Origin of the sequence: Haloarcula sp. CGMCC 1.2071, assembly GCF_037078445.1 — an archaeon.
GTDB classification, from domain to species: Archaea; Halobacteriota; Halobacteria; order Halobacteriales; family Haloarculaceae; genus Haloarcula; species Haloarcula amylolytica.
On sequence record NZ_JAYMGY010000007.1, the window covers coordinates 82,504 to 104,704 of the forward strand.

27 protein-coding genes are annotated in these 22,201 nt (G+C 66.8%); 11 read left to right on the forward strand and 16 right to left on the reverse strand.

All coding sequences use genetic code 11. The features are described 5' to 3' along the window. Positions 1-215 precede the first annotated feature (215 nt). Complete coding sequence (locus VI234_RS13850) at positions 216-941, forward strand: PspA/IM30 family protein (RefSeq protein ID WP_336330347.1); 726 nt, start codon at positions 216-218, stop codon at positions 939-941. Between the two features lie 36 nt (positions 942-977). On the opposite strand, the gene VI234_RS13855 is transcribed toward VI234_RS13850, so the two are convergent. The 5 genes from VI234_RS13855 to VI234_RS13875 all read right to left on the reverse strand — a co-directional run bounded on the left by VI234_RS13855 (position 978) and on the right by VI234_RS13875 (position 4,872). Further along, positions 978-1,769: a uroporphyrinogen-III synthase gene (locus tag VI234_RS13855; RefSeq protein WP_336330348.1), complete on the reverse strand. Its 792-nt coding sequence runs from the start codon at positions 1,767-1,769 to the stop codon at positions 978-980. Next, positions 1,769-2,521 carry a uroporphyrinogen-III C-methyltransferase gene (gene cobA, locus VI234_RS13860; protein WP_336330349.1) on the reverse strand — a complete coding sequence of 251 codons (753 nt, stop codon included), beginning with the start codon at positions 2,519-2,521 and terminating at the stop codon, positions 1,769-1,771. Before cobA ends, VI234_RS13855 begins: the two co-directional genes overlap by 1 nt. After that, positions 2,518-3,672, reverse strand: a complete 1,155-nt coding sequence (hemC, locus tag VI234_RS13865) for a hydroxymethylbilane synthase (protein WP_336330350.1) — start codon at positions 3,670-3,672, stop codon at positions 2,518-2,520. The genes cobA and hemC overlap by 4 nt, the downstream gene beginning before the upstream one ends. A 70-nt stretch (positions 3,673-3,742) precedes the next feature. Further along, entirely contained in the window at positions 3,743-4,288 is a 546-nt protein-coding gene (locus tag VI234_RS13870) for a CDP-2,3-bis-(O-geranylgeranyl)-sn-glycerol synthase (protein ID WP_008311242.1), read from the reverse strand. A 209-nt stretch (positions 4,289-4,497) separates the two neighbouring features. Next, a complete protein-coding gene (locus tag VI234_RS13875) occupies positions 4,498-4,872 on the reverse strand; it encodes a NifU family protein (protein WP_008311244.1) in 375 nt (124 codons plus the stop codon). A gap of 145 nt (positions 4,873-5,017) precedes the next feature. Between VI234_RS13875 and VI234_RS13880 the strand changes: the two genes are divergently transcribed. Further along, entirely contained in the window at positions 5,018-5,542 is a 525-nt protein-coding gene (locus VI234_RS13880; protein WP_008311246.1) for a helix-turn-helix domain-containing protein, read from the forward strand. Positions 5,543-5,574: 32 nt separating this feature from the next. Here VI234_RS13880 and VI234_RS13885 read toward each other — a convergent pair whose 3' ends face one another. Beyond that, positions 5,575-6,048, reverse strand: coding sequence for a DUF6789 family protein (locus tag VI234_RS13885; RefSeq protein ID WP_008311249.1), 474 nt, complete (start codon positions 6,046-6,048; stop codon positions 5,575-5,577). 148 nt (positions 6,049-6,196) lie between these two features. On the opposite strand from VI234_RS13885, the gene VI234_RS13890 reads away from it, so the two are divergent. After that, complete coding sequence (locus tag VI234_RS13890) at positions 6,197-6,769, forward strand: peroxidase-related enzyme (protein ID WP_008311251.1); 573 nt, start codon at positions 6,197-6,199, stop codon at positions 6,767-6,769. Between the two features lie 27 nt (positions 6,770-6,796). Here the strand turns inward: VI234_RS13890 and VI234_RS13895 are convergent, their stop codons facing one another. Next, the gene (locus tag VI234_RS13895) at positions 6,797-6,964 is read right to left on the reverse strand and encodes an FmdB family zinc ribbon protein (protein WP_336330351.1); all 168 of its coding nucleotides are present in this window, start codon (positions 6,962-6,964) and stop codon (positions 6,797-6,799) included. Between the two features lie 143 nt (positions 6,965-7,107). On the opposite strand from VI234_RS13895, the gene VI234_RS13900 reads away from it, so the two are divergent. The 5 genes from VI234_RS13900 (at position 7,108) to VI234_RS13920 (ending at position 10,966) form a co-directional block, all read left to right on the forward strand. Continuing rightward, complete coding sequence (locus VI234_RS13900) at positions 7,108-7,245, forward strand: hypothetical protein (protein ID WP_004964745.1); 138 nt, start codon at positions 7,108-7,110, stop codon at positions 7,243-7,245. 74 nt (positions 7,246-7,319) lie between these two features. Further along, on the forward strand, positions 7,320-8,300 hold the full coding sequence (gene twy1, locus VI234_RS13905; protein ID WP_008311259.1) for a 4-demethylwyosine synthase TYW1: 981 nt from the start codon (positions 7,320-7,322) through the stop codon (positions 8,298-8,300). Between the two features lie 197 nt (positions 8,301-8,497). Then, positions 8,498-9,196 (forward strand): DUF120 domain-containing protein, encoded by a 699-nt coding sequence (locus VI234_RS13910; RefSeq protein ID WP_008311261.1) that lies wholly within the window; start codon positions 8,498-8,500, stop codon positions 9,194-9,196. Continuing rightward, positions 9,183-9,857: a 3,4-dihydroxy-2-butanone-4-phosphate synthase gene (gene ribB / locus VI234_RS13915; RefSeq protein WP_014039325.1), complete on the forward strand. Its 675-nt coding sequence runs from the start codon at positions 9,183-9,185 to the stop codon at positions 9,855-9,857. The genes VI234_RS13910 and ribB overlap by 14 nt, the downstream gene beginning before the upstream one ends. 176 nt (positions 9,858-10,033) lie before the next feature. After that, positions 10,034-10,966: a branched-chain amino acid transaminase gene (locus VI234_RS13920; protein ID WP_336330352.1), complete on the forward strand. Its 933-nt coding sequence runs from the start codon at positions 10,034-10,036 to the stop codon at positions 10,964-10,966. Positions 10,967-10,986: 20 nt separating this feature from the next. Here the strand turns inward: VI234_RS13920 and VI234_RS13925 are convergent, their stop codons facing one another. The 3 genes from VI234_RS13925 to VI234_RS13935 form a co-directional block, all read right to left on the reverse strand. After that, positions 10,987-11,646 (reverse strand): DUF502 domain-containing protein, encoded by a 660-nt coding sequence (locus tag VI234_RS13925; RefSeq protein ID WP_008311266.1) that lies wholly within the window; start codon positions 11,644-11,646, stop codon positions 10,987-10,989. Positions 11,647-11,822: 176 nt separating this feature from the next. Then, the gene (gene dgoD / locus VI234_RS13930) at positions 11,823-12,998 is read right to left on the reverse strand and encodes a galactonate dehydratase (RefSeq protein WP_336330353.1); all 1,176 of its coding nucleotides are present in this window, start codon (positions 12,996-12,998) and stop codon (positions 11,823-11,825) included. 142 nt (positions 12,999-13,140) lie between these two features. Next, a complete protein-coding gene (locus VI234_RS13935) occupies positions 13,141-14,025 on the reverse strand; it encodes a ketopantoate reductase family protein (protein WP_336330354.1) in 885 nt (294 codons plus the stop codon). 89 nt (positions 14,026-14,114) lie between these two features. Here VI234_RS13935 and VI234_RS13940 point away from each other — a divergent pair, with 89 nt between their 5' ends. Beyond that, positions 14,115-14,672 carry a hypothetical protein gene (locus tag VI234_RS13940; RefSeq protein ID WP_008311269.1) on the forward strand — a complete coding sequence of 186 codons (558 nt, stop codon included), beginning with the start codon at positions 14,115-14,117 and terminating at the stop codon, positions 14,670-14,672. A gap of 24 nt (positions 14,673-14,696) precedes the next feature. On the opposite strand, the gene VI234_RS13945 is transcribed toward VI234_RS13940, so the two are convergent. The 3 genes from VI234_RS13945 to VI234_RS13955 all read right to left on the reverse strand — a co-directional run bounded on the left by VI234_RS13945 (position 14,697) and on the right by VI234_RS13955 (position 17,603). Next, entirely contained in the window at positions 14,697-14,999 is a 303-nt protein-coding gene (locus tag VI234_RS13945) for a DUF7130 family rubredoxin-like protein (RefSeq protein WP_008311270.1), read from the reverse strand. Between the two features lie 112 nt (positions 15,000-15,111). Continuing rightward, positions 15,112-16,320 (reverse strand): homoserine O-acetyltransferase MetX, encoded by a 1,209-nt coding sequence (gene metX / locus VI234_RS13950; protein ID WP_008311271.1) that lies wholly within the window; start codon positions 16,318-16,320, stop codon positions 15,112-15,114. Beyond that, entirely contained in the window at positions 16,317-17,603 is a 1,287-nt protein-coding gene (locus tag VI234_RS13955) for an O-acetylhomoserine aminocarboxypropyltransferase/cysteine synthase family protein (RefSeq protein ID WP_336330355.1), read from the reverse strand. The genes metX and VI234_RS13955 overlap by 4 nt, the downstream gene beginning before the upstream one ends. Before the next feature lie 143 nt (positions 17,604-17,746). On the opposite strand from VI234_RS13955, the gene VI234_RS13960 reads away from it, so the two are divergent. Beyond that, positions 17,747-18,706 carry an AAA family ATPase gene (locus VI234_RS13960; RefSeq protein ID WP_336330356.1) on the forward strand — a complete coding sequence of 320 codons (960 nt, stop codon included), beginning with the start codon at positions 17,747-17,749 and terminating at the stop codon, positions 18,704-18,706. Between the two features lie 27 nt (positions 18,707-18,733). Here the strand turns inward: VI234_RS13960 and VI234_RS13965 are convergent, their stop codons facing one another. Continuing rightward, entirely contained in the window at positions 18,734-19,519 is a 786-nt protein-coding gene (locus VI234_RS13965) for a TrmB family transcriptional regulator (RefSeq protein ID WP_049942978.1), read from the reverse strand. Between the two features lie 194 nt (positions 19,520-19,713). On the opposite strand from VI234_RS13965, the gene VI234_RS13970 reads away from it, so the two are divergent. Next, on the forward strand, positions 19,714-20,046 hold the full coding sequence (locus VI234_RS13970) for a DMT family transporter (protein ID WP_049942979.1): 333 nt from the start codon (positions 19,714-19,716) through the stop codon (positions 20,044-20,046). A gap of 101 nt (positions 20,047-20,147) precedes the next feature. Here the strand turns inward: VI234_RS13970 and VI234_RS13975 are convergent, their stop codons facing one another. After that, a complete protein-coding gene (locus tag VI234_RS13975; protein ID WP_008311278.1) occupies positions 20,148-20,543 on the reverse strand; it encodes an SHOCT domain-containing protein in 396 nt (131 codons plus the stop codon). Positions 20,544-20,587: 44 nt separating this feature from the next. Continuing rightward, positions 20,588-22,201, reverse strand: coding sequence for a DUF7519 family protein (locus tag VI234_RS13980; protein ID WP_008311281.1), 1,614 nt, complete (start codon positions 22,199-22,201; stop codon positions 20,588-20,590).

Genomic DNA, 22,201 nt, shown 5'->3' on the forward strand with positions numbered 1-22,201 from the left:
GTCGTCCATCGATTGATTCCGGCACCCCATCAAGTAGCCAGACGGTAAGCTCGAATAACCGCGGATTTCCGTTGTTTTAGCCGATTAACCCCGTATTAAATCGAGTAATACCCTGTTATTATAATATCTACAGTCATACGAGATAACATGAGAGCTATCACGACCGAGCCGCAGTCGGAATCGCTTCGAGTTCCTGTCCGACCGGAGCAGGCCCGATGAGTCTGCTCCGACGGTTCGCGTTCGCGATCCGCGCCAAGCTCAACGCCCTGCTAAACCGGACCGCGGACCCGGCGGCAGAACTGGATTACTCCTACGAACAGATGCGGGACGAACTGCAGGACGTGACCCGCGGTATCGCCGACGTGACGACCCAGAAGAAACGCCTGGAGATACACCGAACCCGGTTGCGGTCGAACGTCGAGAAACACGATACACAGGCCCGGGCCGCCCTGCAGGAGGGGCGCGACGACCTCGCGCGCCGGGCGCTGGAGAAGAAGCAGGTGAACGTCAGCCAGATCACGGAGCTGACGGGCCAGATCGACGACTTACAGGAGACACAGGACCGGCTGGTCGGCAAACGGGCCGAACTCAGCAGCCAGATAGAGCAGTTCCGGACGAAAAAAGAGACGATGAAAGCCCGCTATCAGGCCGCCGAGGCGTCGGCCCGAGTCTCGGAGGCGTTTACTGGCGCTGGCGATACGATGGCCGACGTGCACCGCTCCATCGAGCGCGCGACGGAGCGCACGGAGCAGATGGAGGCGCGCGCGGCCGCGCTCGAAGAACTCGAAGAAAGCGGCCAGCTCGAATCGGTACTCGATGACGGTGACTCCATCGACCAGGAACTCGACCGGCTCTCCAGCGAGCGGGCCGTCGAGAACGAACTGGCGACGCTGCGGGCCGAGATGGACGAGCGCGACGCCGTCGAAGAGGCCGCAGAATAGCTCCGAAGAAACGCCGAAACCGCCGTCCGAGTGTCGTTACTCGTAGTGTGTCGGGGCTGCCGCCTCGACGGCCTCGCAGGCCAGCGCCTCGAAATCGGCCTGGTCGGGGACGACGTCGACCGAGATGCCGGCGTCCTCGGCCGTCTCCCGCGTCGGCTCGCCGATCGCGCCGACAGTCGCCTCGTTCAGCCCGTCGATAGCGGACTCGCGGACGCCGCGCTCCGCGGCCGCATCGAGGAAGTGCTCGACCGTGAGCGAGGAGGTAAACAGCGCCGCGTCGAGGTCCCCGCTGGCCGCCAGTGCAGCGGATTCGCCCGATCCCGGCGGCCGGACCAGCCGATACAGCACGGTTTCGTGGACGTACGCGCCGGCGGCCTCCAGCCCGTCAGTCAGCACCGCGGAGCCGTGGTCCGACCGGGCGACCTCGACTCTTGCGCCGGCCACCGCCCCGGCCAGCGTTTCGACCAGTCCCGTCGAAGAGTACTCTGCAGGGATGATGTCGACGCCGTAGCCGGCCTCGTGGAGCGCCCCGGCGGTCGACTCGCCGATGGCACACACCGTCGCCTCGCCGGGGTCCCAGCCGGCTTCGGCGGCGAGTTCGACGCCGGTCTTGCTCGTCAGAACGACGTAGTCGGCGTCGGTGCGCGGCGTGACTCGGTCGTCGTCATCGCTTTCGTCACTGGCGCTTGGCATCGTTGCCGGTTCGACCGCCAGCATCGGGTCCGGGACCGGGTCGGCACCCAGCGACTCCAGCAGTTCGACCGCGTCGTCGAGGCGGTCGTCGGCCGGGCGGAAGGCGGCCACGCGAAGGCGGGGTTCCTCTCGCATCAGTACCCCTCCAGGAACTCCACCACCCGCTCGCGCTCGCCGGCTACCTCGCCGATAACAGTGATAGCAGGGGGTTCGATGCCGGCTTCGTCGCGGACCGAGACGATGGTGTCGAGCGTGCCGGTGGCGACCTGCTGGTCCGGCCAGGTCGCCCGTTCGATGAGCGCCACGGGCGTGTCGGGGTCCATCCCCGCCTCGCGCAGCGCCTCGGTGTACTGTGGCAGTTTGCCGACGCCCATCAGGACGACGAGCGTGCCGCCGGTCGCCGCGAGCGCCGCCCAGTCGACAGCGGATTCGTCCTTCGTGGGGTCCTCGTGGCCCGTGACGAAAGAGACAGAAGAGGTGTAATCGCGGTGCGTGACCGGAATCCCGGCGGCTTCGGGGCCGGCTATCGCGCTCGTGATACCCGGGACAACCTCGACCGGAATCCCGTTCTCCGCGAGATGGGCCAGTTCCTCGCCGCCGCGGCCAAACACCGTCGGGTCGCCGCCTTTCAGTCGGACGACGGTGTTGCCTTCTTCGGCAAGTTCGACCAGCCGGGCGTTGGTGTACTCCTGGGGCGTCCACTCGCCGCCGGCGCGTTTGCCCACGTCTTCGCGCTTTGCCTCGGGAATCATCCCGATGATTTCCGGGCCGGGGAGCTTGTCGTGGAGCACCACGTCGGCCTCCTCCAGCAGGCGCTTTGCCTTGACTGTCAGCAGGTCCGGGTCGCCGGGTCCGGAGCCGACCAGGTACACCTTGCCTGTGGTCATTCCTCGTCCTCCTCCCGCGCCGTCGAGGCGTCGTCGTCGGCTTCCGTCGAGTCCCGCTTGGCCTCGGCAATGAGGTCGTCAGCGCCCTGTTCGGCGAGTTCCGCCGCGAGGTCCTGTGCCGCGTCGATGTGGTACTCGGCCGGGACATCGCGGCCGACCGAGACCTCCTCGGTGCCGTCCTGTGAGAGCACGCGCACCCGCGTGTGGACGACGCCGCCTTCCAGGTGGGCGTGGACGCCGATGGGCGCGACACAGCCGCCGCCCAGTTCTTCGAGAATCGTCCGCTCGACGGTCGTCTCGACACGCGTCTGGGGGTCGTCCAGCCGGTCTTTGATGTCCAGCGCGAGGTCGCCGTCGACGGCGGTCACCGCCAGCGCGCCCTGCCCCGGGGCCGGAACGAACCGGTCGGGGTCGAGGTCGGACATCCCGACGTAGCGCGTGAGCCCGGCCCGGTGGAGGCCCGCCTTCGCCAGCACGATGGCGTCGTATTCCACGTCCGGGTCCCGCTCCATCGCTCGACGCTCAAACTCGGTGAGGTCGTCGAACCACTCCTCGACCGTGCGGTCGTAGGGGTGTTCGTCCTCTTCGTCGGTGTCGGGGTCACCGGCGTTGCCCTTCCGCTCCTGTTCGGCCTCGTGGCGCTCCTGATGTTCCTGCTGGAGCGACGGGGCCAGCAGTTTCGCGATGCGCGTGTCGACGTTGCCCCGGAGCGGTTCCACGGTGAGGTCGTCGCGCTCGGCGAGCAACTGTGCCTTGCGTCGCAGGCTCGACGTACCGACAGTTGCACCCTCCGGCAGTTCTTCCAACGAGTGGCCGTCCGGCGTCACCAGTACGTCCTCGGCGGCGGCCCGCTCGGGGACCGCCGCGACGACGAGGCGTTCGGGCCGTTGGGTCGGCATGTCCTTCATGGAATGGACCGCCGCGTCGAGTTCGCCGTCGAGAACCTTCTCGTCGAGGCTGCGAACGAACGCGCCGGTTTTGCCCAGTCGGTGGATGAGTTCGTCCCGTATCTGGTCGCCCGTCGTCTCCACCTCGACGAGTTCGACCGACAGCCGGCGACTGCTCAGCGAATCCCGAACCGTCGCCGCCTGGCGCAACGCGAGGTCCGAGCCCCGCGTCGCCAGTTGCAGTGTCTCCCCGCGTGTTGTCATACCCGACACTCCTCGGTCAGCGCGTAAAAGCACACTTCTTCGTCGGTTCGCACGGCCCCGCCAGCGCTGCTCACCACGGCTCGTTTTTCAGCCCGAGCAGGTAGGCGATGCCGTTGGTGACGACGTGCAACACCGGCGTCGCGACGACGACGACGACCAGCACCGGGAGCGTGAACGTCTCGGCAAACCACGACGGCGCAGCCACGAGCGCACAGAGCAGCGCTCCGACGACGAAGTCCAGTTGGTCTAGCCCCGGGAACGCGGCCCCGCGCTCGCGGCCCGTCCGGCGTTTGAGGAAGGAGGCCCCGATGTCCCCGAGCATTGCGCCGAATGCGAGTCCGAGCCCCGCACGGAGCGGAAACGTCGGGAGGTCAGTCCCCAGTGCGGCGCTCACGCTGGGCGCGACCTGTGTCAGTCCGAGCGCGAGCAGCGTCCCGGCGGCGGTGCCGATGAGCGTCCCGCGCCAGGTCTTGCCGTCGCCCAGCACGCGCCGCCCGCCCCACGTTCGGCCGCCGTCTATCGGTCTGCCACCGCCGGCGAGTACCGCGGCGTTGTTCGGGATATACGCCGGCAACATCGCCCACAGCGCCCAGACGACCGTGTCGACCGTCTCCATATCCTCGCGGTCTGGTCCCGTCGTCTTAATCTGTGTGACTCGCTGCTGCAGTGATGGTTGCTTGCGTTGGTTCGGATGCGACGAGCCAGAAAGCCCCCGATCGGAGCCAGTCGGAGCTTTCTGGCTGTTGAGCACAGAGACGGCGACTCAGAGAGACGCTTCCACACCTGCGGCTAGCCACGAATCTAAAAAAAGATCGAGAACTGGCCTCAGAACGGCGCTTCGGGGCCTTCGTCTTCGTCGCCGCCGACGTCGCCGCCGCGGGATTCGCCGGGGAACGACGGGCTCATGCCGCCGCTGCCGCCGGACATTCCTTCCTGCTGTTCCATCCCGGTACGCGCGGTGACCTCGTTGATCTCCGGGATCTCCTTGACCATGCGCGTCTTGATGGCCTGGATGGTCATCGGCGAGATGCCACAGCCGGAACAGGCGCCGCCGAGGCGGATCGTGACGCTGCCTTCCTCGCGGTCGATCTCCTCGATGGCCGCGCTCCCGCCGTGCATCTGGATCTGGGGGAAGTTGCGGCGCAGGAAGTTCGTGATTCGCTCGCGCAGGTCGTTGGCGTCCTCTGTGTCAGTGCTCATAGTGAATTGTATTCCATCCCGGGAGGGCTTAGACCTTTGGACTAACATCTATATGACGGGCGAGAAACCGCGACCCGCCGGCACCCGCCCGTAGTTACTCCGACCATACCTGAAGCTTCTACCGGCGGGGTGAGTAGCCCGTCGTATGACACCCTCCGCTGACGAACCGCGGCTGTTCGAGTGTGAGACCTGCGGCGGCGTCGGCATCGGCGACAACCGGCCGGAGTGCTGTGGCAAGCCGATGGCGGCGACCGAGACAGGGGAGACGGCGGTCAGCGAGCCGTCACTCGAAACCCTGCTGCAGACCGTCTTCGATATGTCCGGCACTGAGCTGGATGTCTGTCTCTGCGTGATGGAAGGCGGCGAACTGACCGTAACGGCGCTGGCCGAACAAATCGGCTACGACCGGAGCGTCGTCGCGCGGCATCTCAATCACCTCGCCGACCTCGGTGTCGTCGAGAAGCGCCGGCGAATCAGGCCGGAGGGCGGGCATGTGTACGTCTACACGCCACAGCCGCCCGAAGTAGTGCGTGAGCGGCTCCGCGGGGAGTTCCTGTCGTGGGTTCGGCTGGCGACTGCGCAGTTGGACGACCTGCAGCGCGAGAAGGTCGAGGCGATAGCCGACGCCAGAACCGACGAACGACAGTGGACCGTGTTTCAGGAGCAGTAGCGGCGACCGCGACGGCTCAGGTACGGCCGATCTCAGATGCGGTCCGCGGTCACGGCGTAAACGACCGCGAGGACAGCGCCGTAGACGACGTGCCACAGCAGCGACGGCGGCGCGAAGTTCGGGAACGGCGGCGAGGCGGGCGAGCCGACCGCGCCGAGCCAGACTGGCATCAGGAGCGCGGCAAAGAGCGCCCAGGTGGCGACGCCCCAGCCGACGCCGAGTCCAAGCAGTTCCCCGGGCGATTCCAGACTGAGGAGCCGCGCTAGCCCGGCGAACAGCACGCCCATCACAGCCCCATGGGAGAGGTGGACGACGAGGCCGGCCGCCGGGCTCGGCGGCGGCGCGAGTCCGTACAGGGACGGGATCGCGACGGCGAGCGTCGCGGTGTTCATCACCAGTATCAGCGCCCCCATGACGGCGCTCCCGGCGATACCGCCGAGCACGCCGGCTTTCCAGTTGCCGGTACTGACGTCGTACGTCTGTGTCGTCTCTGTCGTCGTTGACATGCATGTGAACGGTCGCGCCGTCTAGCAAAAGAGCCGGCGTGGCTGTTCGACCTCGTGCCACGTCCCCGGAAGAACTATACACCGGCTCTCGGCAGCCATGGCCAGGCAGGCAGCTAACTTTCAAGCCGCGGCCGGACGGACGTGTGGTATGGCAGACTCCGACACAGTGATGGCTCGGTTCGAAACCCCCGACATCGACGACCTCCCCGAAGACCTGCAGGAACGCATCGAAGAGGAGACCGAACGCGCCGGCTTCACGCCGAACATCTTCCCGGCGATGGCCTATCGCCCCTCGCACTTCCGGGCCTTTTTCGCGTACCACGACGCGCTGGTCGAGGAGACGGCGCTGGAACGCGAGGAAGTCGAGCTGATAATCGTCGCCGTCAGCGGCGTCAACGACTGCCTCTACTGCATCGTCGCCCACGGTGCGCTGCTGCGGATCTACGCCGACGCGCCCAAACTCGCCGAGCAGGTCGCTGCGAACCACCGAACTGCGGACATCAACGAGACGCACAAGGCGATGCTCGATTTCGCGGTGAAGCTGACAGAATCGCCCGCCCGTATCGAGGACGCAGACCTCGAACGGCTGGAGGACCACGGCTACAGCCGCCGCGCTATCTGGGACATCGGCAGCGTCGCCGCCTTCTTCAATCTCTCGAACCGCCTCGCACAGCTCGCCGACATCCGCCCGAACGACGAGTTCTACGACCTGGGCCGCTGATACGGCCGACGTGCTGGCTGTCTACTCTCACGCCGCCTCGGCCGGCCGCACCGCCCCAGCGCCACACTCCGGACAGGTCAGGTCCTCAACGGTCGCCACGCGTTGTGCGAACTCGGTCTCGCAGTCAGCACAGCGGAACCGGTAGTGCTGGTCCCCGGAACCGAACAGCTCGGAAACTGTGTCAATCACACCCATACTAGTACACTCAGCGTCGAAACCCCAAAATCTTCCGGCTGAGATACATTTTCGGCGGGGTTTGATACATATAGCATACATCACAGCGCGTATCTATACACCTAGTAGTTCTGGTCTTGCCTATCAGGGGCATCCACAGGTGTATGAACAAAACACTCTATCTGATGCAGAAGGACAGCGAAACCCGAATCGAAGTTGACGACGACGGCTACGACCGGATCATGGAGAACGGCAACGTCGTCGGCCACCACATGAGCAACCCCATCGTCAAGCTGACGTAAGTTGCCCGACGGAGCGAACTGGCTGACGCGCAACATCCGGGAGTTTTTGCCGCTGGCTGTTAAACTGGTGTCCAATGAGTGACGCCGACGGCGGTCCGAAACAGGTCTCGGACCCGGCCTACCACAGCGAGAACCACACGGCCGCCCAGACCTGCGGCTGGACGAAAAACGCCCTTCGCGGTGAGGGGAAGTGTTACAAGTACATTTTCTACGGTATCGAGTCCCACCGCTGCATCCAGATGACGCCGGTCGTCAAATGCAACGAGCGGTGCGTGTTCTGCTGGCGGGACCACGCCGGCCACGCCTACGAACTCGGCGACGTGGAGTGGGACGACCCCGCGGCGGTCGCCGACGCCTCCGTGGAACTCCAGCGGAAACTCCTCTCCGGCTTCGGCGGCAACGACGAGGTACCGCGCGAGGTGTTCGACCAGGCGATGGAGCCGCGCCACGTCGCCATCTCGCTGGACGGCGAACCGACGCTCTACCCGCATCTGCCGGAACTCATCGAAGAGTTCCACGACCGCGACATCACTACGTTCCTCGTCTCCAACGGGACCAACACGGAGATGCTAGAGCGGTGTGACCCGACCCAGCTATACGTCTCCGTCGACGCCGCCGACCGCGGGACGTTTGATTCGACGGTACAGGCGATGGACGACGACGCCTGGGACTCGCTCATCGACACGCTGGACGTCCTGGCCGAGAAAGACGACACCCGCACCGTCATCCGGACGACGCTGGTCAAAGGCCACAACATGCACCACCCCGAGTGGTACGCGGCGATGTGTGACCGGGCCGATGCGGACTTCGTCGAGATGAAGGCATACATGCACGTCGGCCACTCGCGGGGCCGCCTCGACCGGGACTCCATGCCCGACCACAGCGAGGTCCGGGAGTTCACCCGAGAGATGGGCGAGTACCTCCCCGACCACGACGTGCTGAAGGAGGTCGAGGACTCCCGCGTGGCGATGCTCGCCGAGGACGAGAACACATGGGTTCCGAAACTGGAGAAGTCAAGCGAGTTCTGGGAGCAGGACTCGCTCGTTGAATACTAACGGTATCGTGCGACGAGGAACCACCATCACAGCGGTGTGATAGGGTCGAACGTGTTAGGCAGCGGCTTGAATTGTATCCAGTAGAAACGGTAAGACGCGCTTCTGCTACCAACCCCGTACCAGTTTTTCTCCGTTCCAAAAGTGGAATGCATTCCACCTTCGGTATGCTTATCCGGCGGGAATCCCTACTGCAGTGCATGGCTGAATCAACGGGACAGGGCGTCGGTCGGGACGAACTGGCGACGCTGAAACTGCTCGCCCTCGACGGTGCGCTCGACGAGTCGGCAAAGGTGTCCTGTGCCGATCTCGCGGAACGACTGGACGCCTCGAACCAGACCGCCTCGCGGCGGCTCCAGCGGCTCGAAGACGCCGGGCTGCTGGCCCGAGACATCGTCAGTGACGGACAGGAGGTCGAACTGACCGGGGACGGCGAGCGACGCCTCCAGTCCGAGTACGCCGACTACCGGCGCATCTTCGAATCCGACGCCAGCGTCGACCTGACCGGCGTGGTCACCTCGGGGATGGGAGAGGGGCGGCACTACATCACGCTGCCGGGCTACATGGAACAGTTCATCGAACGGCTGGGGTACGAGCCGTTCGCGGGCACGCTCAACCTCGAACTCACGGCCGAGAGCGTCCGCAAGCGGGCGCGGATGAGCGCCATCGAACCGGTCACCATCGAGGGCTGGGAGGACGACGAGCGGACGTACGGCCCCGCGTACTGCTACCCCGCCTCGATAGAGGGCAGCGACGGCGAGTACGAGCCGGCCCACGTCATCGCGCCCGAGCGGACCCACCACGGCGAGGAGCAACTCGAAGTGATTGCACCGGAAAAGCTCCGCGAGGTGCTGGAACTGGCCGACGGCGATGAGGTGATCGTGCATGTCTCGGAGTGAGGAAACCGCCGTCGACGCCGACAGCGTGGCCGACGCCGTCGCCGCCTTCGCCCGCGGCGAGCCGGTGCTGATCCACGACGCCGCCGACCGCGAAGGCGAGACCGACCTCGTCTATCCGGCCGGTGCCGTCAGCCCCGACGCCGTCGCCCGGATGCGAAACGACGCCGGCGGGCTCGTCTGTGTCGCCCTCTCTGACCGCGTCGCCGAGGCGCTGGAACTGCCGTTCATGCAGGAGGTCCTCGACCATCCGACGGCGGCCGACCACGACCTCGCGTACGACGAGCGCTCCTCGTTCTCGCTGACGGTGAACCACCGCGACACGTTCACCGGGATCACCGACGACGACCGCTCGCTGACGATTCGGGAACTGGCCGCCGTCGCGGCGGACCCGGCCCCGGACGCGTTCAGCGATGCCTTCCGGTCACCGGGTCACGTCCACCTTCTCCGTGCGGCCCCGGACGGCCTGGCCGACCGCGAAGGGCACACCGAACTCGCGCTCGCGCTCGCGGCCGCGGCCGACCAGCCCGAGGCCGCCGTCGTCTGTGAGATGCTGGACGACGAGACCGGCGCGGCGTTACCCCCGGCGGCGGCACGGGCCTACGCCGACCGCGAGGGCCTCGTGTACGTCGAAGGGGCCAGTCTGCTAGAGCGGTTCGACTGAACCAGCGCCTGTCAGGGGCGTCAACGCAGTACCGCGTCGGTTCGGTGGCGAACTCTCCTCGGACCGTCAACACTCTTAACCACGGGAATCAATGGGGTAGATATGACACACGACGAGACAGCAGGAGGCATCACCCGCGGGCATCGCGACTGTCAACTCACCGGAGGGGTCGTGCGATGAGTGACCGTCCAGAGATGTTCGAGGGGACCGACCGCATCTGGATGGACGGCGAGTTCGTCGACTTCGAGGACGCACAGACCCACGTTCTCACGCACGCGCTGCACTACGGGACCGGCGTTTTCGAGGGCGTTCGCTGTTACGACACCGAGCAGGGGCCGGCCATCTTCCGCTGGGAAGAGCACTTGGACCGCCTGTACAAGTCCGCGAAACCGTACGACCTCGACATCGAGTTCAGCAAAGCGGAACTCACCGAGGCGACGACGGAACTCATCGAAACGGAAGGGTTCGAGTCGTGTTACATCCGCCCCATCGTCTACTACGGCTTCGACTCGCTGGGCGTGAGCCCGAAGAGTTGCCCGACGAAGACCACCATCGCCGCGTGGCCGTGGGGCGCGTATCTGGGCGAGGAAGCGCTGGAAGAGGGCGTCGACGTGATGGTGTCGTCCTGGCGCAAGCACGCCTCCAGCCAGATTCCGACGAACATCAAGACGACGGGGCTGTACGTCAACAGCATGCTCGCCGGCGAGGAGGCCCGGCGGAACGGCTACACCGAGGCTATCGTCCTGAACAAGGAAGGCAACGTCGCCGAAGGCCCGGGTGAGAACATCTTCATGGTTCGAGACGGCGAAATCTACACGCCCGGACTGGCCGAGAGCATCCTCGAAGGCATCACCCGCAACACCGCAATCACGCTCGCCGAGGAGATGGGCTACACCGTCCACGAGGAAGCGACCATCTCCCGCGGAGAGCTGTACACCGCCGACGAGCTGTTCTTCACCGGCACGGCGGCGGAGGTCACGCCCATCCGAAGCGTCGACGACAACGAGATCGGCGAAGGGACGAAGGGGCCGGTCACCGACGAACTCCAGACGGCCTTCTTCGACGTCATCGAGAGCGGCGACCGCGAAGAGTGGTTCCACTACGTCTGAGCGGGAACTGAACCGCGCGGCTAGTCGTCCGCGAGGTCTTCCTCGTCGGCGACCGGAATCGGCGTGGCGGTACTCCGGTCCGTGTCGCCGAACCCGGCGCTGAGAATGCGCGTCAACGCTTCCTCGACGCGCTCGTCGATTTCCTCGTAGCGGTGTGGTTCGACCTCGACGACGTAGCCGGTCGTGATGTTCGGCGCTGTCGGCAGGAAAAGCACCTCGCGGCCGTCCTCGGTCGTCTGTCCCGTTTTGAACGCGGTCATCCGCATCCCGTCCCACACTTCGATTTTCACCGGTGCCTGAAGTTCTTCGGTTCCACCGACAGCCGTCTCGACCGCCATCTTCGAGGCGTTGTACACCACCCGGAGCCCGGGGACGTGGTTCATCGCGTCGTCGATGGCCCGTTCGACGATGTCGCCGAAGGCCGTCCGCATCAGATAGCCGATGGAGAACACGATGAGGATGAAGATAATCAGCGTCGTGAACACCCGTGCGAGTTCGACAGACGACGTTCCCGAGGGGAGTCCGAGCGTCGCTAGCAGTTCGCCGTCAATCGCCGGGATGACCGCCGCGGACGCGAGGATAGAGTAGAGATAGATGATAACGTAAACCGTCACCAGCAGCGGCAACAGGATAATAAGGCCGCTCGCGAAATCGCGCTTCCACGACGTTGAGGAGGCCATACAGGTACGTATCGGGCGCGGAATATGAGCCCTTTCCTTTGGTGCGTGTCCGTGCTGCCGGTCTCACAGTTGTCCGGTGAGAGAGTGCGAGGGGATAGCCAGTTACCGAGGGGGAGCCGCCTAGCCAGTTACCGAGGGGGAGCCACCTAGCCAGTTACCGAGGGGGAGCCACCGGGCTACCACTCGGCGACGCTGCCGTCGTCGTGTCGCCAGACGGGGTTGTGCCAGTCGACGTCCTGCTGGGACTGCTCCCGGAGGAACGCCTCGTCGATGTCGATTCCCAGGCCAGGGTCGGTGGGCACCGTAACGAACCCGTCCTCGTAGTCGAACACCGACGGGTCAGCCAGGTAGTCCAGCACGTCGGTGGTCTCGTTGTAGTGGATGTCGATGCTCTGCTCCTGAATGAGAGCGTTGGGCGAGCAGGCGTCGACCTGGACACAGGACGCCAGCGCGACCGGGCCGAGCGGGCAGTGGGGTGCCATCGCCACGTCGTAGGCCTCGGCCATCGACGCGATCTTGTACACCTCGGTGATGCCGCCGGCGTGGGAGAGGTCCGGCTGGATCACGTCGACGGCACCGTCCTCGAACACCTCCTTGTAGTCCCAACGGGAGTACATCCGCTCGCCGGTCGCGATGGGGATGTCAGTGTGGGCCGCGAGCGCCGGCAGCGCGTCATTGTGTTCGGGCAACACCGGTTCCTCGATGAACATCGGCTCGTGGGGCTCCAGCGCGGACGCGAGCCGTTTGACCATCGGCTTCGTGACGCGGCCGTGGAAGTCGACGCCGATGTCGACCTCTGGACCGACAGCCTCCCTGACCTCTCGGAGTCGCGTCGCGGCGGCCTCGACCATGGCCGGGTTGTCGACGCGCTCGATTTCGGGCGTCGCGTTCATCTTCAGCGCCGTGAATCCGGCATCGACCTGCTCCCGGGCGGCGCTGGCCACGTCTGAGGGCTCGTCGCCGCCGATCCACTGGTACACTCGAATCCGGTCCCGGGCCTGGCCGCCAAGGAGCTGGTGGACGGGTGCGCCGAGTTGCTTCCCTTTGATGTCCCACAGCGCCTGGTCGATGCCGGCGATGGCCGACATCAGGACCGGCCCGCCGCGGTAGAAGCCGCCCCGGTACATCGCCTGCCAGTGGTCCTGGATGTTCTCGGGGTTCTCCCCAATGAGATAGCTGTCGAGCAGTTCCTCGACGCCCGCACGCACGGTGTGGGCCCGGCCCTCGACGACGGGTTCGCCCCAGCCGACGGTGCCGTCGGCCGTCTCCAGACGCAGGAAGAGCCACCGGGGCGGCACCTCGAACAGTTCGTAGTCGACGATGCGGTTCCCGCCCGCGTCGTCGGCTGTCATACCAGTGGCCTCCTCGCTGTAGTACACGAAGCAGTCCCGCTGGGAGCACTACGCGGCGCATCGAGCCGTGCTCCGTCGGTCTGTGGAGTCATGTGAGACACACATAGGAGACGTGTATATAGTCGTTGTGTGATTCCAGAACCTACCGCTCGCGGTGTCGCTCCCACGTACGGACGAGCCCGGCAAGCGTCTCGTTCACGGGGACCGACCTGGTCGCGGTGTCGGCGACGTACCCGTTGATAGCGGCGATCTCCGTTTGGCGGCCGTCCGAGATGTCCTGGTACATCGACGAGTGGTTGGCGGCGGTGTCGCCGACGACACGTTCGACGAGCGATACTGCACGCTCGTCCGAGAGGTCGATCCCCTGCTCGCGGGCGACGGCGACCGTCTCACGGGCGGCGTCCGCGGCGATGGCGTCGGCCGGCGAGTCGGCCAGCGCGCCGTTCGCCACGCGGGCGAGCGCGGTCACAGCGTTGATACCGGCGTTGACCGCGAGTTTCTCCCAGAGACGGGTCGGCATGTCCACTGCGACGGTCGTCTCGATGCCGGCCGCACGGAACGCCGCCCCGACCTCGTCGGCGACCGCGGACCGGCCGCCGTTGCGGTCCCCCAGCACGATTTCGCCGCGGCCGGTGAAGGCGACGGTGCCCGGTTCCCGGAGCCGCGCACCGTAGGAACATGTCCCCGCCAGCACCGGACAGTCGAGTTCGGCGGCTAACCGCTCCTCGTTGCCCATCCCGTTCTGGAGCGAGAGGCAAGCGTCGAGGGTGCAGTCCGCGAGGTCCGTCGCAACGGCGGCGGTGTCGTAGGCCTTGACCGTCACCAGCGCGAGGTCGGCACGCTGCGGAATCGTCGTCTGTGCGCCCGGCCGGACCCGGAACTCCTCGGTTCCCACTACCGACAGACCGTTCTCGCTAACGCTGCCGACGTGTGGCTCGCGGCCCACGAGCGTCACGTCGTGTTCGCGGGCGAGCAAGCCACCGACGAGGCTGCCGAGGCTTCCGGCCCCGACGACGACGATATCCATACCGACGAGCAGGGACGGCCGGGACAAAAACCTACCACCGGCGCGCCGGAATCAGCACGCACTTTGCCGCGAGCGACGAACGAGCGGCCATGGGCGACTCCGACGACGCCGAGGCGGTAGTTCGGGCTATCGACGAAATCGGCATCGGCCGGCTGACCGAGACAATCGTCACGGCGTGGGAGGGTATCGGCGGCGGCGTCGAACCGGGGCCGACCTGGCCTGAAGACGAAACCATACGTCGGTTCGAACTGACCGAGCCCGACGAAGCGGTCGGGCTAGACGTACTCGCGGCGGTGCTGGACGCGTCACCGCGGTCCCCCGAAAAGGCCTTTGTCCACCTCGGTGTCGGCCGGCGAGACACTCCCCAGCGCGAGCGGTTCGCTGTCGAGACATTCGCGGGCCACACCGACGTTTCAGCTACCGACACCCACACGACCGGAGCGGTGCCGGTGACGGCAGAAACGTTCGACGCGCTGGCGCGGGTCTACGGGGGGACACTGGTGTACGTAGTCATCGGTGATGCGGACGGGCACGCAATTCTCGAACTCGACTGGACGACGCTGCGGTTCTCGCTCCCGTCGTCGGCCGTTGAGACCGTGCGGGAGTCAGTCGGACCGGCCGTCGCCGAGCGATTCGAGCAGGCGTAAGCGGCCTGTCACGCGGGCGTCGCCTCAATCCTCCTGCCAGTAGTAGATATCCTCTTTTGGCGCGTTGCAGGACGGGCATTCGTCGGGGATGTCCTCTATCTGGCCCATCTCGCCGCATTCCCAGCAGCGCCACATCAGTTCGGCCTCGCCCGCGGCCCCGGCGCTGAGATGCTCGCTCGACAGCGACTCGATGCCGTCCTCGACCGTGACGTAGAAGCCGTGTTCGTCGAACCCGCGAATTGTGCCAAGTGCGTCCCCGTCCTCGTCGTACACCGTCTGTCCGAACGAGTACTCTTCACTTTCGATGTTCGTGGTCATGTCAGCCATACATAGAACTAGTCGTGCCGATATATGTTAAATGCTAGCGTGGATTTGTGCATGATTAGCGAGCCGAATCGGGGCCAGCGAACCCGCCTGTCGGCGAACGGCACTCGCGTCGCTACCGCGAGAAGAGGCTATTGTGGACCGGTGCGAAGTCACTCTCCTGTGAGTCCTCGACCACCGAATCGGTGACGGCCTTGCCCGCGACGCCGTCGTCGAGGAAGTCCGCGAGCGGCGGCCCGACGTTGTCCGGTTCCACGAGGAACGCGTCGTGGCCGTGGTCGGAGTCGATGACGTGGTGGGCGACGTTCGCGTCGGCTTCCCGGAGCGAGTCGGCCAGCGCCTCCGCCTGCTGGGTGGTGAAGTGCCAGTCGGCGGTGAAAGACATCACCAGCGCGTCGCCGTCGAACGCCGCCAGCGCGTCCGCGTCGGACTCGAACCCAGCGGCGAGGTCGTAGTTGTCCATCGCCCGCGTCAGGTAGAGATAGCTGTTGGCGTCGAAGCGCTCGGTGAACTTCTCGGCGTTGTAGTCGAGATACGACTCCACGTCGCGGTACGGGAAGAACGCGCCCGCGGCATCGGTGGGGAACGTGCGGACGGCGTCCCGGCCAGCGGCGCGGCGGCCGAAGCGGCGCTCCATCGACGCCTTCGAGAGGTACATCACATGGCCCAGTTGGCGGGCCAGCGCCAGCCCGTCGTTCGGTGGGTCCTGGTCCTCGCCGTAGTAGTGGCCCTGGTTCCAGTTCGGGTCGGTCGTGATGGCCCGGCGGGCGATGGCGTCGAGCGAGAGGCACTGCGTGTCCAGTCGCGCGGCCGCGGCGATGGGGACGATGCGGTCGACGTGGTCCGGGTGACGCTTGGCCCACTCGATGACGTTCATGCCGCCGACGCTGCCGCCGACGACCGCGTGGAGGTGCGGAATCCCGAGTTCGTCAAGCAGCGCGCGCTGGGCCTCAGTCCAGTCCGTGACAGTGACCGGCGGGAAGTCGGTGCCGTAGGGCTCGCCCGTCTCCGGGTTCTCGCTTTTCGGCCCCGTCGACCCGTAGCACGAGCCGGGCACGTTCGCACAGACGACGTAGTACTCCGTGGTGTCGATGGCCTTGCCAGGTCCGACGATGTCGTCCCACCAGGCGCGGGCCTGGTCGGCGCTGTCGACCCGGTCGCGGCCTGCGACGTGGGCGCTGCCGGTCAGGGCGTGACAGACCAGCACCGCGTTGTCGCCGTCGAACTCGCCGTAGGCCTCGTAGGTGATTTCGAGGTCCGGAATCGTCTCGCCGCAGTCGAACTCGAACTCGCCCAGCGAGACAGTGTTGTGTTCGACGTTCATGTGACTCGTTCGATGGCGTCGTCGATGTCCCCGATGATGTCTTCCGGGTCCTCGATGCCGACGCTGAACCGGAGGAGGTCCGGCGTCACGCCGCTGGCGCGCTGTTCCGCCTCGCTGAGTTGGGCGTGGGTGGTCGAGGCCGGGTGGATGACCAGCGTCTTCGCGTCGCCGATGTTGGCGAGGAACTGGGCGAGGTCCGTCTCCTCGCAGAACCGTCGGCCGGCGTCGTAGCCGTCCTCCAGCCCGAAGGTGACGATGCCGCCGAACCCACCCGAGAGGTACTGCTGTGCCAGGTCGTGGGTCTCGTGACTCTCCAGTCCGGGATAGGTGACCCAGGCGACCTCGGGGTGGTCCTGAAGGTGCTGTGCGACGGTCATCGCGTTCTCGCAGTGGCGTTCCATTCGCAGGGAGAGCGTCTCAGCACCCTGGAGCGTCGCCCACGCGTCGAAGGGCTTCTGGCCGTCGCCCAGCGATCGGAGGGCGCGCTGGCGGGCAGCGACCGAAAAGGCGCGGTCGCCGAAGGCCTCGGCGAAGTTCTTGCCGAAGGCCTCGTTCTCGCCGCCCAGTTCCGGGAACTTCTCGGGGTACTCGTCCCAGGGGAACGAGCCCCCGTCGACGAGGACGCCGCCGACAGTTGTGCCGGAGCCGTGAATCCACTTCGTCGTCGACTCCCAGAGGAGGTCCACGCCGTGATCGAGCGGGTTACAGAGCGCCGGTGTCCCGAACGTGTTGTCGACGAAGACGGGGACGCCGTGGTCGTGCGCCACCTCGGCGATGTCTTCCATCGGCGGGACCACGAGCGAGGGGTTCCCGATGGTCTCGAAGTGGACGTAGGCCGTGTCCTCGTCGATGGCCGCGGCGTAGGCGTCCGGGTCGAGCGTGTCGACGAACCGCGTCTCGATGCCCCGCCGACTGGCGGCCTTCGAGAAGTACGAGTGCGTGCCGCCGTAGATGGAGGAGGCCGTCACGATGTTGTCGCCGTTGGCCGCGAGGACGAACGTCCCGGCGTCGAGCGCGGCCATCCCCGACCCCGTCGCGACGGCGTCGACGGCGTTTTCGAGCGACGCAATGCGGTTTTCGAGCATCCTGACAGTGGGGTTGTCGAACCGCGAGTAGACGTTGCCGTCGTCATCCAGAGCGTACCGGTCGGCCGCGGTGTCGGCGTCCTCGAAGACGTACGACGAGGTCTGATAGATGGGCGGCGCGCGTGCCCCTGTGGCCGGATCCGGCTCCTCCTGGCCGGCATGGACACAGCGCGTCCCGAATCCGTAGTCGTCGGTCATGTGCAGTATGCATATATCTCTAGCTATCTATAACTCAGAGTTACGGCAATACTCTCTTATTGTGATAGGGTAGCACGGTATCAGTCCGCCGACCTGTGGACCCGAGGGAGAGGGTATTTGTCGGTGGCTGTCTACACGCCGGTATGGACCACGACACTGCCGGACGAACCAGCCGACAGATTCTCGACGCCGTCGGCAGTGCCGTTATCGCTGACGACCACTTCCTCGAAACCGTCATGACCGGGATTCTCGCCCGGGGGCACGTCCTGCTGGAAGACGTGCCGGGCACGGGGAAGACGCTCACCGCCCAGTCGTTCGCGACGGCGCTTGACCTCTCTTTCAAACGGGTGCAGTTCACGCCGGACCTGCTGCCGTCCGACATCACCGGCTCGAACGTGTTCAACGAGGCCACCGGCGAGTTCGACTTCCAGCCCGGTCCCGTCTTCGCCAACGTCGTGCTGGCCGACGAGATCAACCGCGCACCGCCCAAGACGCAGGCCGCGCTGCTGGAAGCGATGGGCGAGAAGCAAGTGACCGTCGACGGCGTGACCCACGACCTCCCCGACCCGTTCTTCGTCATCGCCACGCAGAACCCCGTCGAGCAGGAGGGGACCTTCGGCCTGCCAGAGGCCCAGCGGGACCGTTTCATCGTCAAAACCACGATGGGCTACCCCGACTTCGGCGGCGAACGCGAACTCATCGACCGGCGGGCCGACCGGACGGCACAGGCCCCGAGCGTCACCAGCGTCATCGACGGCGAGCGCCTGCCGGCGCTCCAGCGGACAGTCGAATCGGTCACCGTCGACGGCACGCTCCGGGACTACGTCGTCGAACTCGGCCGCGCCACCCGCGAGGACGACCGCGTGGACGTCGGCGTCTCCCCGCGTGGTATTCAGCGGCTGTTCGAGGCGACTCGCGCCGCCGCGGTTCTGGACGGCCGCGACTACGCCGTCCCGGACGACGTGAAAAGCGTCGTCGAGGAAGCGTTCGCTCACCGACTCGTCCTGACCGCCGACGCGGGCGTTCGCGGGGTCGACCCGGCGACCGTCGTCGATGATGTGCTGGACCGCGTCGAGGTGCCCGCAGTCAGCCCCGGCCGCTGAGACGGGGGGCCGTCAGTCGGTTCCGGATTACCGCCCCAGCAACGGCTCCGCCTCGACCCACAGTCGCTCGAAGCGGGCCTCGAACGCCGCCGCGACCTCCGAATCGGTGATCCCGACCACGCCGAGCCTGTCGGCGGGCGAGAGCGGGTCCGGAACGTCGACCGTCACCGCCGCGGCGTCGATCACGTCGAAGGAGACCCCGACCGTCGGCACCGCCCGGACCGCCGCGTTGCGGTCGGCGAGCAGGTCGGGGAAAGACTCGGGAAGCACGTCGAGTACCGCCTCGCTACAGAGCAGGTCGACCCGCACGTCCTCGCCCACACCGTCGAGGAACGCGTCGACCTCGGTCTGGAGCGTCTCCCACGACGCGCGCTCGTACGGCGGACCGACGGTCGCCCGGACGTGCTCTCGGGCGGTCCTGACGTGCCGGTTCATCGCCGCCCGCATCTCCTCGCTTCCGAGCGATCCGAGCCAGAAACTGCTGTCGACGGGCGGCGCGGGCAGGAGGTCCGCCCTGACGGACGCGGCGACGGACCGGTACCGATCGAACTCCGACGCCAGTTCGCGGGTCCGCTCCGAGAGCAGCCTGTCGACAACCGTCTCCGGGTCGACGGGGGTGTACCGCGTCGGGTCAGTCGACTGGGTCCGGACTATCCCGCGGGCTTCGAGGCCGTTGAGCACGTCGTAGATCCGCCCCCGAGGGACGCCGCTCGCGTCGGAGAGGTCGCTCGCGGACACCGCACCGGTCACCAGCAGCGTCCGATACGCCGTCTCCTCGTAGTTCGAGAGCCCGAGTTCGGCCAGTTCGGTCATCGTCGGGTGGTCGAGCGGCCGGTACAAAGGTCCACAGGACCGGACTCGACGCGGGTGCGGCCGGCGCGAGGAGCGCCCCCGACGTGGATTCCCTGCCACCGGAAGCGCCGCCAGGGCCGCCGAGCGGCCGAAACACACCGAAAGTGGCGGGGCGTTTCAGTACATTCATCCCACCGTCGGCCGGCGTTCTCACTATGAATCCGTACGTGTTGCTCGGAGCGGCAATCGCCTCGGAACTGCTCGGAACGACCGCGCTCAAGCTCTCGGAGGGGTTCTCGAAGCCCGTTCCCAGCCTCGGCGTCGTTCTCGGCTACGGCGCGGCGTTCTACCTCGTCTCGCTGACCCTGGAGGAGCTCCCCATCGGCGTCGTCTACGGGACGTGGGCCGCCCTGGGTATCGTCGGTGTCGCGGCCATCGGAACCGTCGTGTTCGACGAACCGGTCGACCCCGTCGGCGTCGTCGGGATCGCGCTCATCGTCGCCGGCGTGTACTGCCTCAACGTCCTGTCCTCGATGGCCGCCCACTGACTCATAGGATTGGCGGCGAAACCCATCGCTTTCGCCGAGGAAGTCGATGCCCGACATCCGCTCGGACTGAGAACGACACCGACCGGCTACGCTACACCCACTCAGCTCCGCTCGAACTCCCGTTCCCGCTCGTCCCGAGTCGCGTCCTCGGCGTCCTCCAGCGTCTCCGTCTCCAGCAGCCGCTCCAGTTTCCGCTCGAACTGCTCGTCGGTCAGTTCGCCCTCGGCGTAGCGGCAGCGCAGGCGCTCCAGCGGTGTTTCGTCGCCAGTATCGCTCGACGGCGCTGGGTCCGCTTCCTCGATATCTTCCGCCTCCTCGTCCGCATCGCCGTACAGCAGTTCGGTCAGCGGAACGACCACGACGTAGCCGACGAGCAGCGCCACGAGCCACCACTCCTGCCCGGTGAGGAGAGCAACGAGCCAGAACCCGGTGACCGCCAGAGAGGTGAGTTCCGTCACGTTGTCTCTGGCTCGCTCCAGCGGGGACCGGTCGGTCATGCTACTTGCTTGTCACCACACCACAATGGATTGTTCGGTGCGCCCTACCGTATCGCGGCCACGAGTGCCAGCACGGCGACGAGACAGACCACGAGACCAGCCACGGCGACCGACGGCTCGACAGCGATAGAACCCCGGGCGACGCCGGCCAGACCCAGCGTCACCGCCGCGCCGACGCCGCCGACCGCGACGGTTCCGCCGGTGTGGACGAGTTCGGTGCGGCGCGTCGCGGCCCCGGTGCCGACCTCGTGTCCCAGCGTCGTCCCGAAGGAACCGGCGTCCCAGACGACGACCGCACCGACCAGCCCCGCGAGCACCAGCCACGCCGAGGTGTCAAGCGTCGCCGCGAACGCGCTCGCACCGAACAGGCCGGCCGCGGCGAGCGTGACGCCGGCCGTCCGCTCACGCAGATAATTCGTCGCCAGCGCCAGCCACAGCTGTCCAACTGCGCCGACGACGGTAAACAGCGCCACGACGGCCAGTGACAGCGTGACGGTCTCGGGGCCGTACACGTCCAGTATCGGAACGAAGAACTGTTCGGCGGCCGCCGCGGCCGGCGTCGCCCGGAGCGCCGTTTCGATGGCATCGACTGCCGGCCCCGCGACCCCCACCGCGGCGAGCGTGATGACGCCGCCGCCGACGTACGGTGCGAGAACGGTCCCGACGCGGTCGGCCGAACTCTGGACCGTCCGCCGGAGGAACCAGACAGCCACCGAGACGGCCGTCCCAGTGAGGAACAGCCACCAGAGGAGCCCGCGGAGGCCCGGCGCGGCCGTAACTGTGACGAGCAGGTCGTACAGCCCGACAGGGAGCAGTTCGGCCATGGGTTCCTGACCGAGGCCCAGTTCGAACAGGCCGGCGACCGGTGCGACCAGCAAGGCGAGCCGGCCCGTCCACCGGAGCGTTCGCTCGACGGCGGCGACGGCCCTGTCGACGTCGGGCGCGTCGCTCGTCTCCGGGACGAGTTCGGCAAGCGGCAAGGCGTCGAGACCGCGGGCCAGCGCCGCGGCGGCGAGGGCGAGCAGCAGGCTGAAGATAGCGATGTGCGTCCGCCCGGGAACCGGGTCGAAAATCGGTTCCAGCACCCGAGTGAGCAGTTCGCCGGTCAGTTGCTGGACGCCCGGCGTCCCAGTGTTGGACTGCAGGAAGTCGACGGCCCCTCGCGTGAACAGCACGAGGGCAACAGCGAACGGAACGGCGGTCGTCCGCACGACGAGGCCGCCGTAGGCCCCAACCCGCTCAGTGTCGACGACGCCGCGGGTGGCCGCGGTCGCACCGAAGACGGCGGTCAGGCAGCCGAGGACGACGACCACCTGCGACAGCAGTGTGACGACCGCCGGTCGGACGCCAGTCTGCGAGGTGACGGGAAACAGTTCGGCGCCGAGCGAGGCGACCGTGCCGCCGGTGGCGACCATGAGCCCGACGGCGACCGGCAGCGCGAGGGCGCTGGCCAGAGCCGTCCCGACCGCCTGCCAGCGGTCCCAGCCGCTCAGCCACAGCGACAGCGCCAGCAAGACGCCGGTGGCCACGCCGACGAGCGCGGCCCGGTCGGCGGAGACGGTCCCCAGCAGTCCCGCGACCAGCAGCGCCGTCACGCCGACGACGGTTGCGAGGCTGGTCCAGGGCATCCGGGTCGGGAGTGAGATCGTGTCGTCCAT

Coding starts and splice junctions, on each gene's coding strand:
- VI234_RS13920 (WP_336330352.1), top strand. CDS start 10,034: ATGAGTGACCGTCCAGAGATGTTCGAGGGGACCGACCGCATCTGGATG.
- VI234_RS13855 (WP_336330348.1), bottom strand. CDS start 1,769: ATGCGAGAGGAACCCCGCCTTCGCGTGGCCGCCTTCCGCCCGGCCGAC.
- VI234_RS13880 (WP_008311246.1), top strand. CDS start 5,018: ATGACACCCTCCGCTGACGAACCGCGGCTGTTCGAGTGTGAGACCTGC.
- VI234_RS13980 (WP_008311281.1), bottom strand. CDS start 22,201: ATGGACGACACGATCTCACTCCCGACCCGGATGCCCTGGACCAGCCTC.
- VI234_RS13890 (WP_008311251.1), top strand. CDS start 6,197: ATGGCAGACTCCGACACAGTGATGGCTCGGTTCGAAACCCCCGACATC.
- VI234_RS13875 (WP_008311244.1), bottom strand. CDS start 4,872: ATGAGCACTGACACAGAGGACGCCAACGACCTGCGCGAGCGAATCACG.
- VI234_RS13850 (WP_336330347.1), top strand. CDS start 216: ATGAGTCTGCTCCGACGGTTCGCGTTCGCGATCCGCGCCAAGCTCAAC.
- dgoD (WP_336330353.1), bottom strand. CDS start 12,998: ATGACAGCCGACGACGCGGGCGGGAACCGCATCGTCGACTACGAACTG.
- VI234_RS13910 (WP_008311261.1), top strand. CDS start 8,498: ATGGCTGAATCAACGGGACAGGGCGTCGGTCGGGACGAACTGGCGACG.
- VI234_RS13895 (WP_336330351.1), bottom strand. CDS start 6,964: ATGGGTGTGATTGACACAGTTTCCGAGCTGTTCGGTTCCGGGGACCAG.
- VI234_RS13965 (WP_049942978.1), bottom strand. CDS start 19,519: ATGACCGAACTGGCCGAACTCGGGCTCTCGAACTACGAGGAGACGGCG.
- metX (WP_008311271.1), bottom strand. CDS start 16,320: ATGAACGTCGAACACAACACTGTCTCGCTGGGCGAGTTCGAGTTCGAC.
- hemC (WP_336330350.1), bottom strand. CDS start 3,672: ATGACAACACGCGGGGAGACACTGCAACTGGCGACGCGGGGCTCGGAC.
- VI234_RS13945 (WP_008311270.1), bottom strand. CDS start 14,999: ATGGCTGACATGACCACGAACATCGAAAGTGAAGAGTACTCGTTCGGA.
- VI234_RS13885 (WP_008311249.1), bottom strand. CDS start 6,048: ATGTCAACGACGACAGAGACGACACAGACGTACGACGTCAGTACCGGC.
- ribB (WP_014039325.1), top strand. CDS start 9,183: ATGTCTCGGAGTGAGGAAACCGCCGTCGACGCCGACAGCGTGGCCGAC.
- cobA (WP_336330349.1), bottom strand. CDS start 2,521: ATGACCACAGGCAAGGTGTACCTGGTCGGCTCCGGACCCGGCGACCCG.
- VI234_RS13940 (WP_008311269.1), top strand. CDS start 14,115: ATGGGCGACTCCGACGACGCCGAGGCGGTAGTTCGGGCTATCGACGAA.
- VI234_RS13970 (WP_049942979.1), top strand. CDS start 19,714: ATGAATCCGTACGTGTTGCTCGGAGCGGCAATCGCCTCGGAACTGCTC.
- VI234_RS13955 (WP_336330355.1), bottom strand. CDS start 17,603: ATGACCGACGACTACGGATTCGGGACGCGCTGTGTCCATGCCGGCCAG.
- VI234_RS13960 (WP_336330356.1), top strand. CDS start 17,747: ATGGACCACGACACTGCCGGACGAACCAGCCGACAGATTCTCGACGCC.
- VI234_RS13925 (WP_008311266.1), bottom strand. CDS start 11,646: ATGGCCTCCTCAACGTCGTGGAAGCGCGATTTCGCGAGCGGCCTTATT.
- VI234_RS13975 (WP_008311278.1), bottom strand. CDS start 20,543: ATGACCGACCGGTCCCCGCTGGAGCGAGCCAGAGACAACGTGACGGAA.
- twy1 (WP_008311259.1), top strand. CDS start 7,320: ATGAGTGACGCCGACGGCGGTCCGAAACAGGTCTCGGACCCGGCCTAC.
- VI234_RS13900 (WP_004964745.1), top strand. CDS start 7,108: ATGAACAAAACACTCTATCTGATGCAGAAGGACAGCGAAACCCGAATC.
- VI234_RS13935 (WP_336330354.1), bottom strand. CDS start 14,025: ATGGATATCGTCGTCGTCGGGGCCGGAAGCCTCGGCAGCCTCGTCGGT.
- VI234_RS13870 (WP_008311242.1), bottom strand. CDS start 4,288: ATGGAGACGGTCGACACGGTCGTCTGGGCGCTGTGGGCGATGTTGCCG.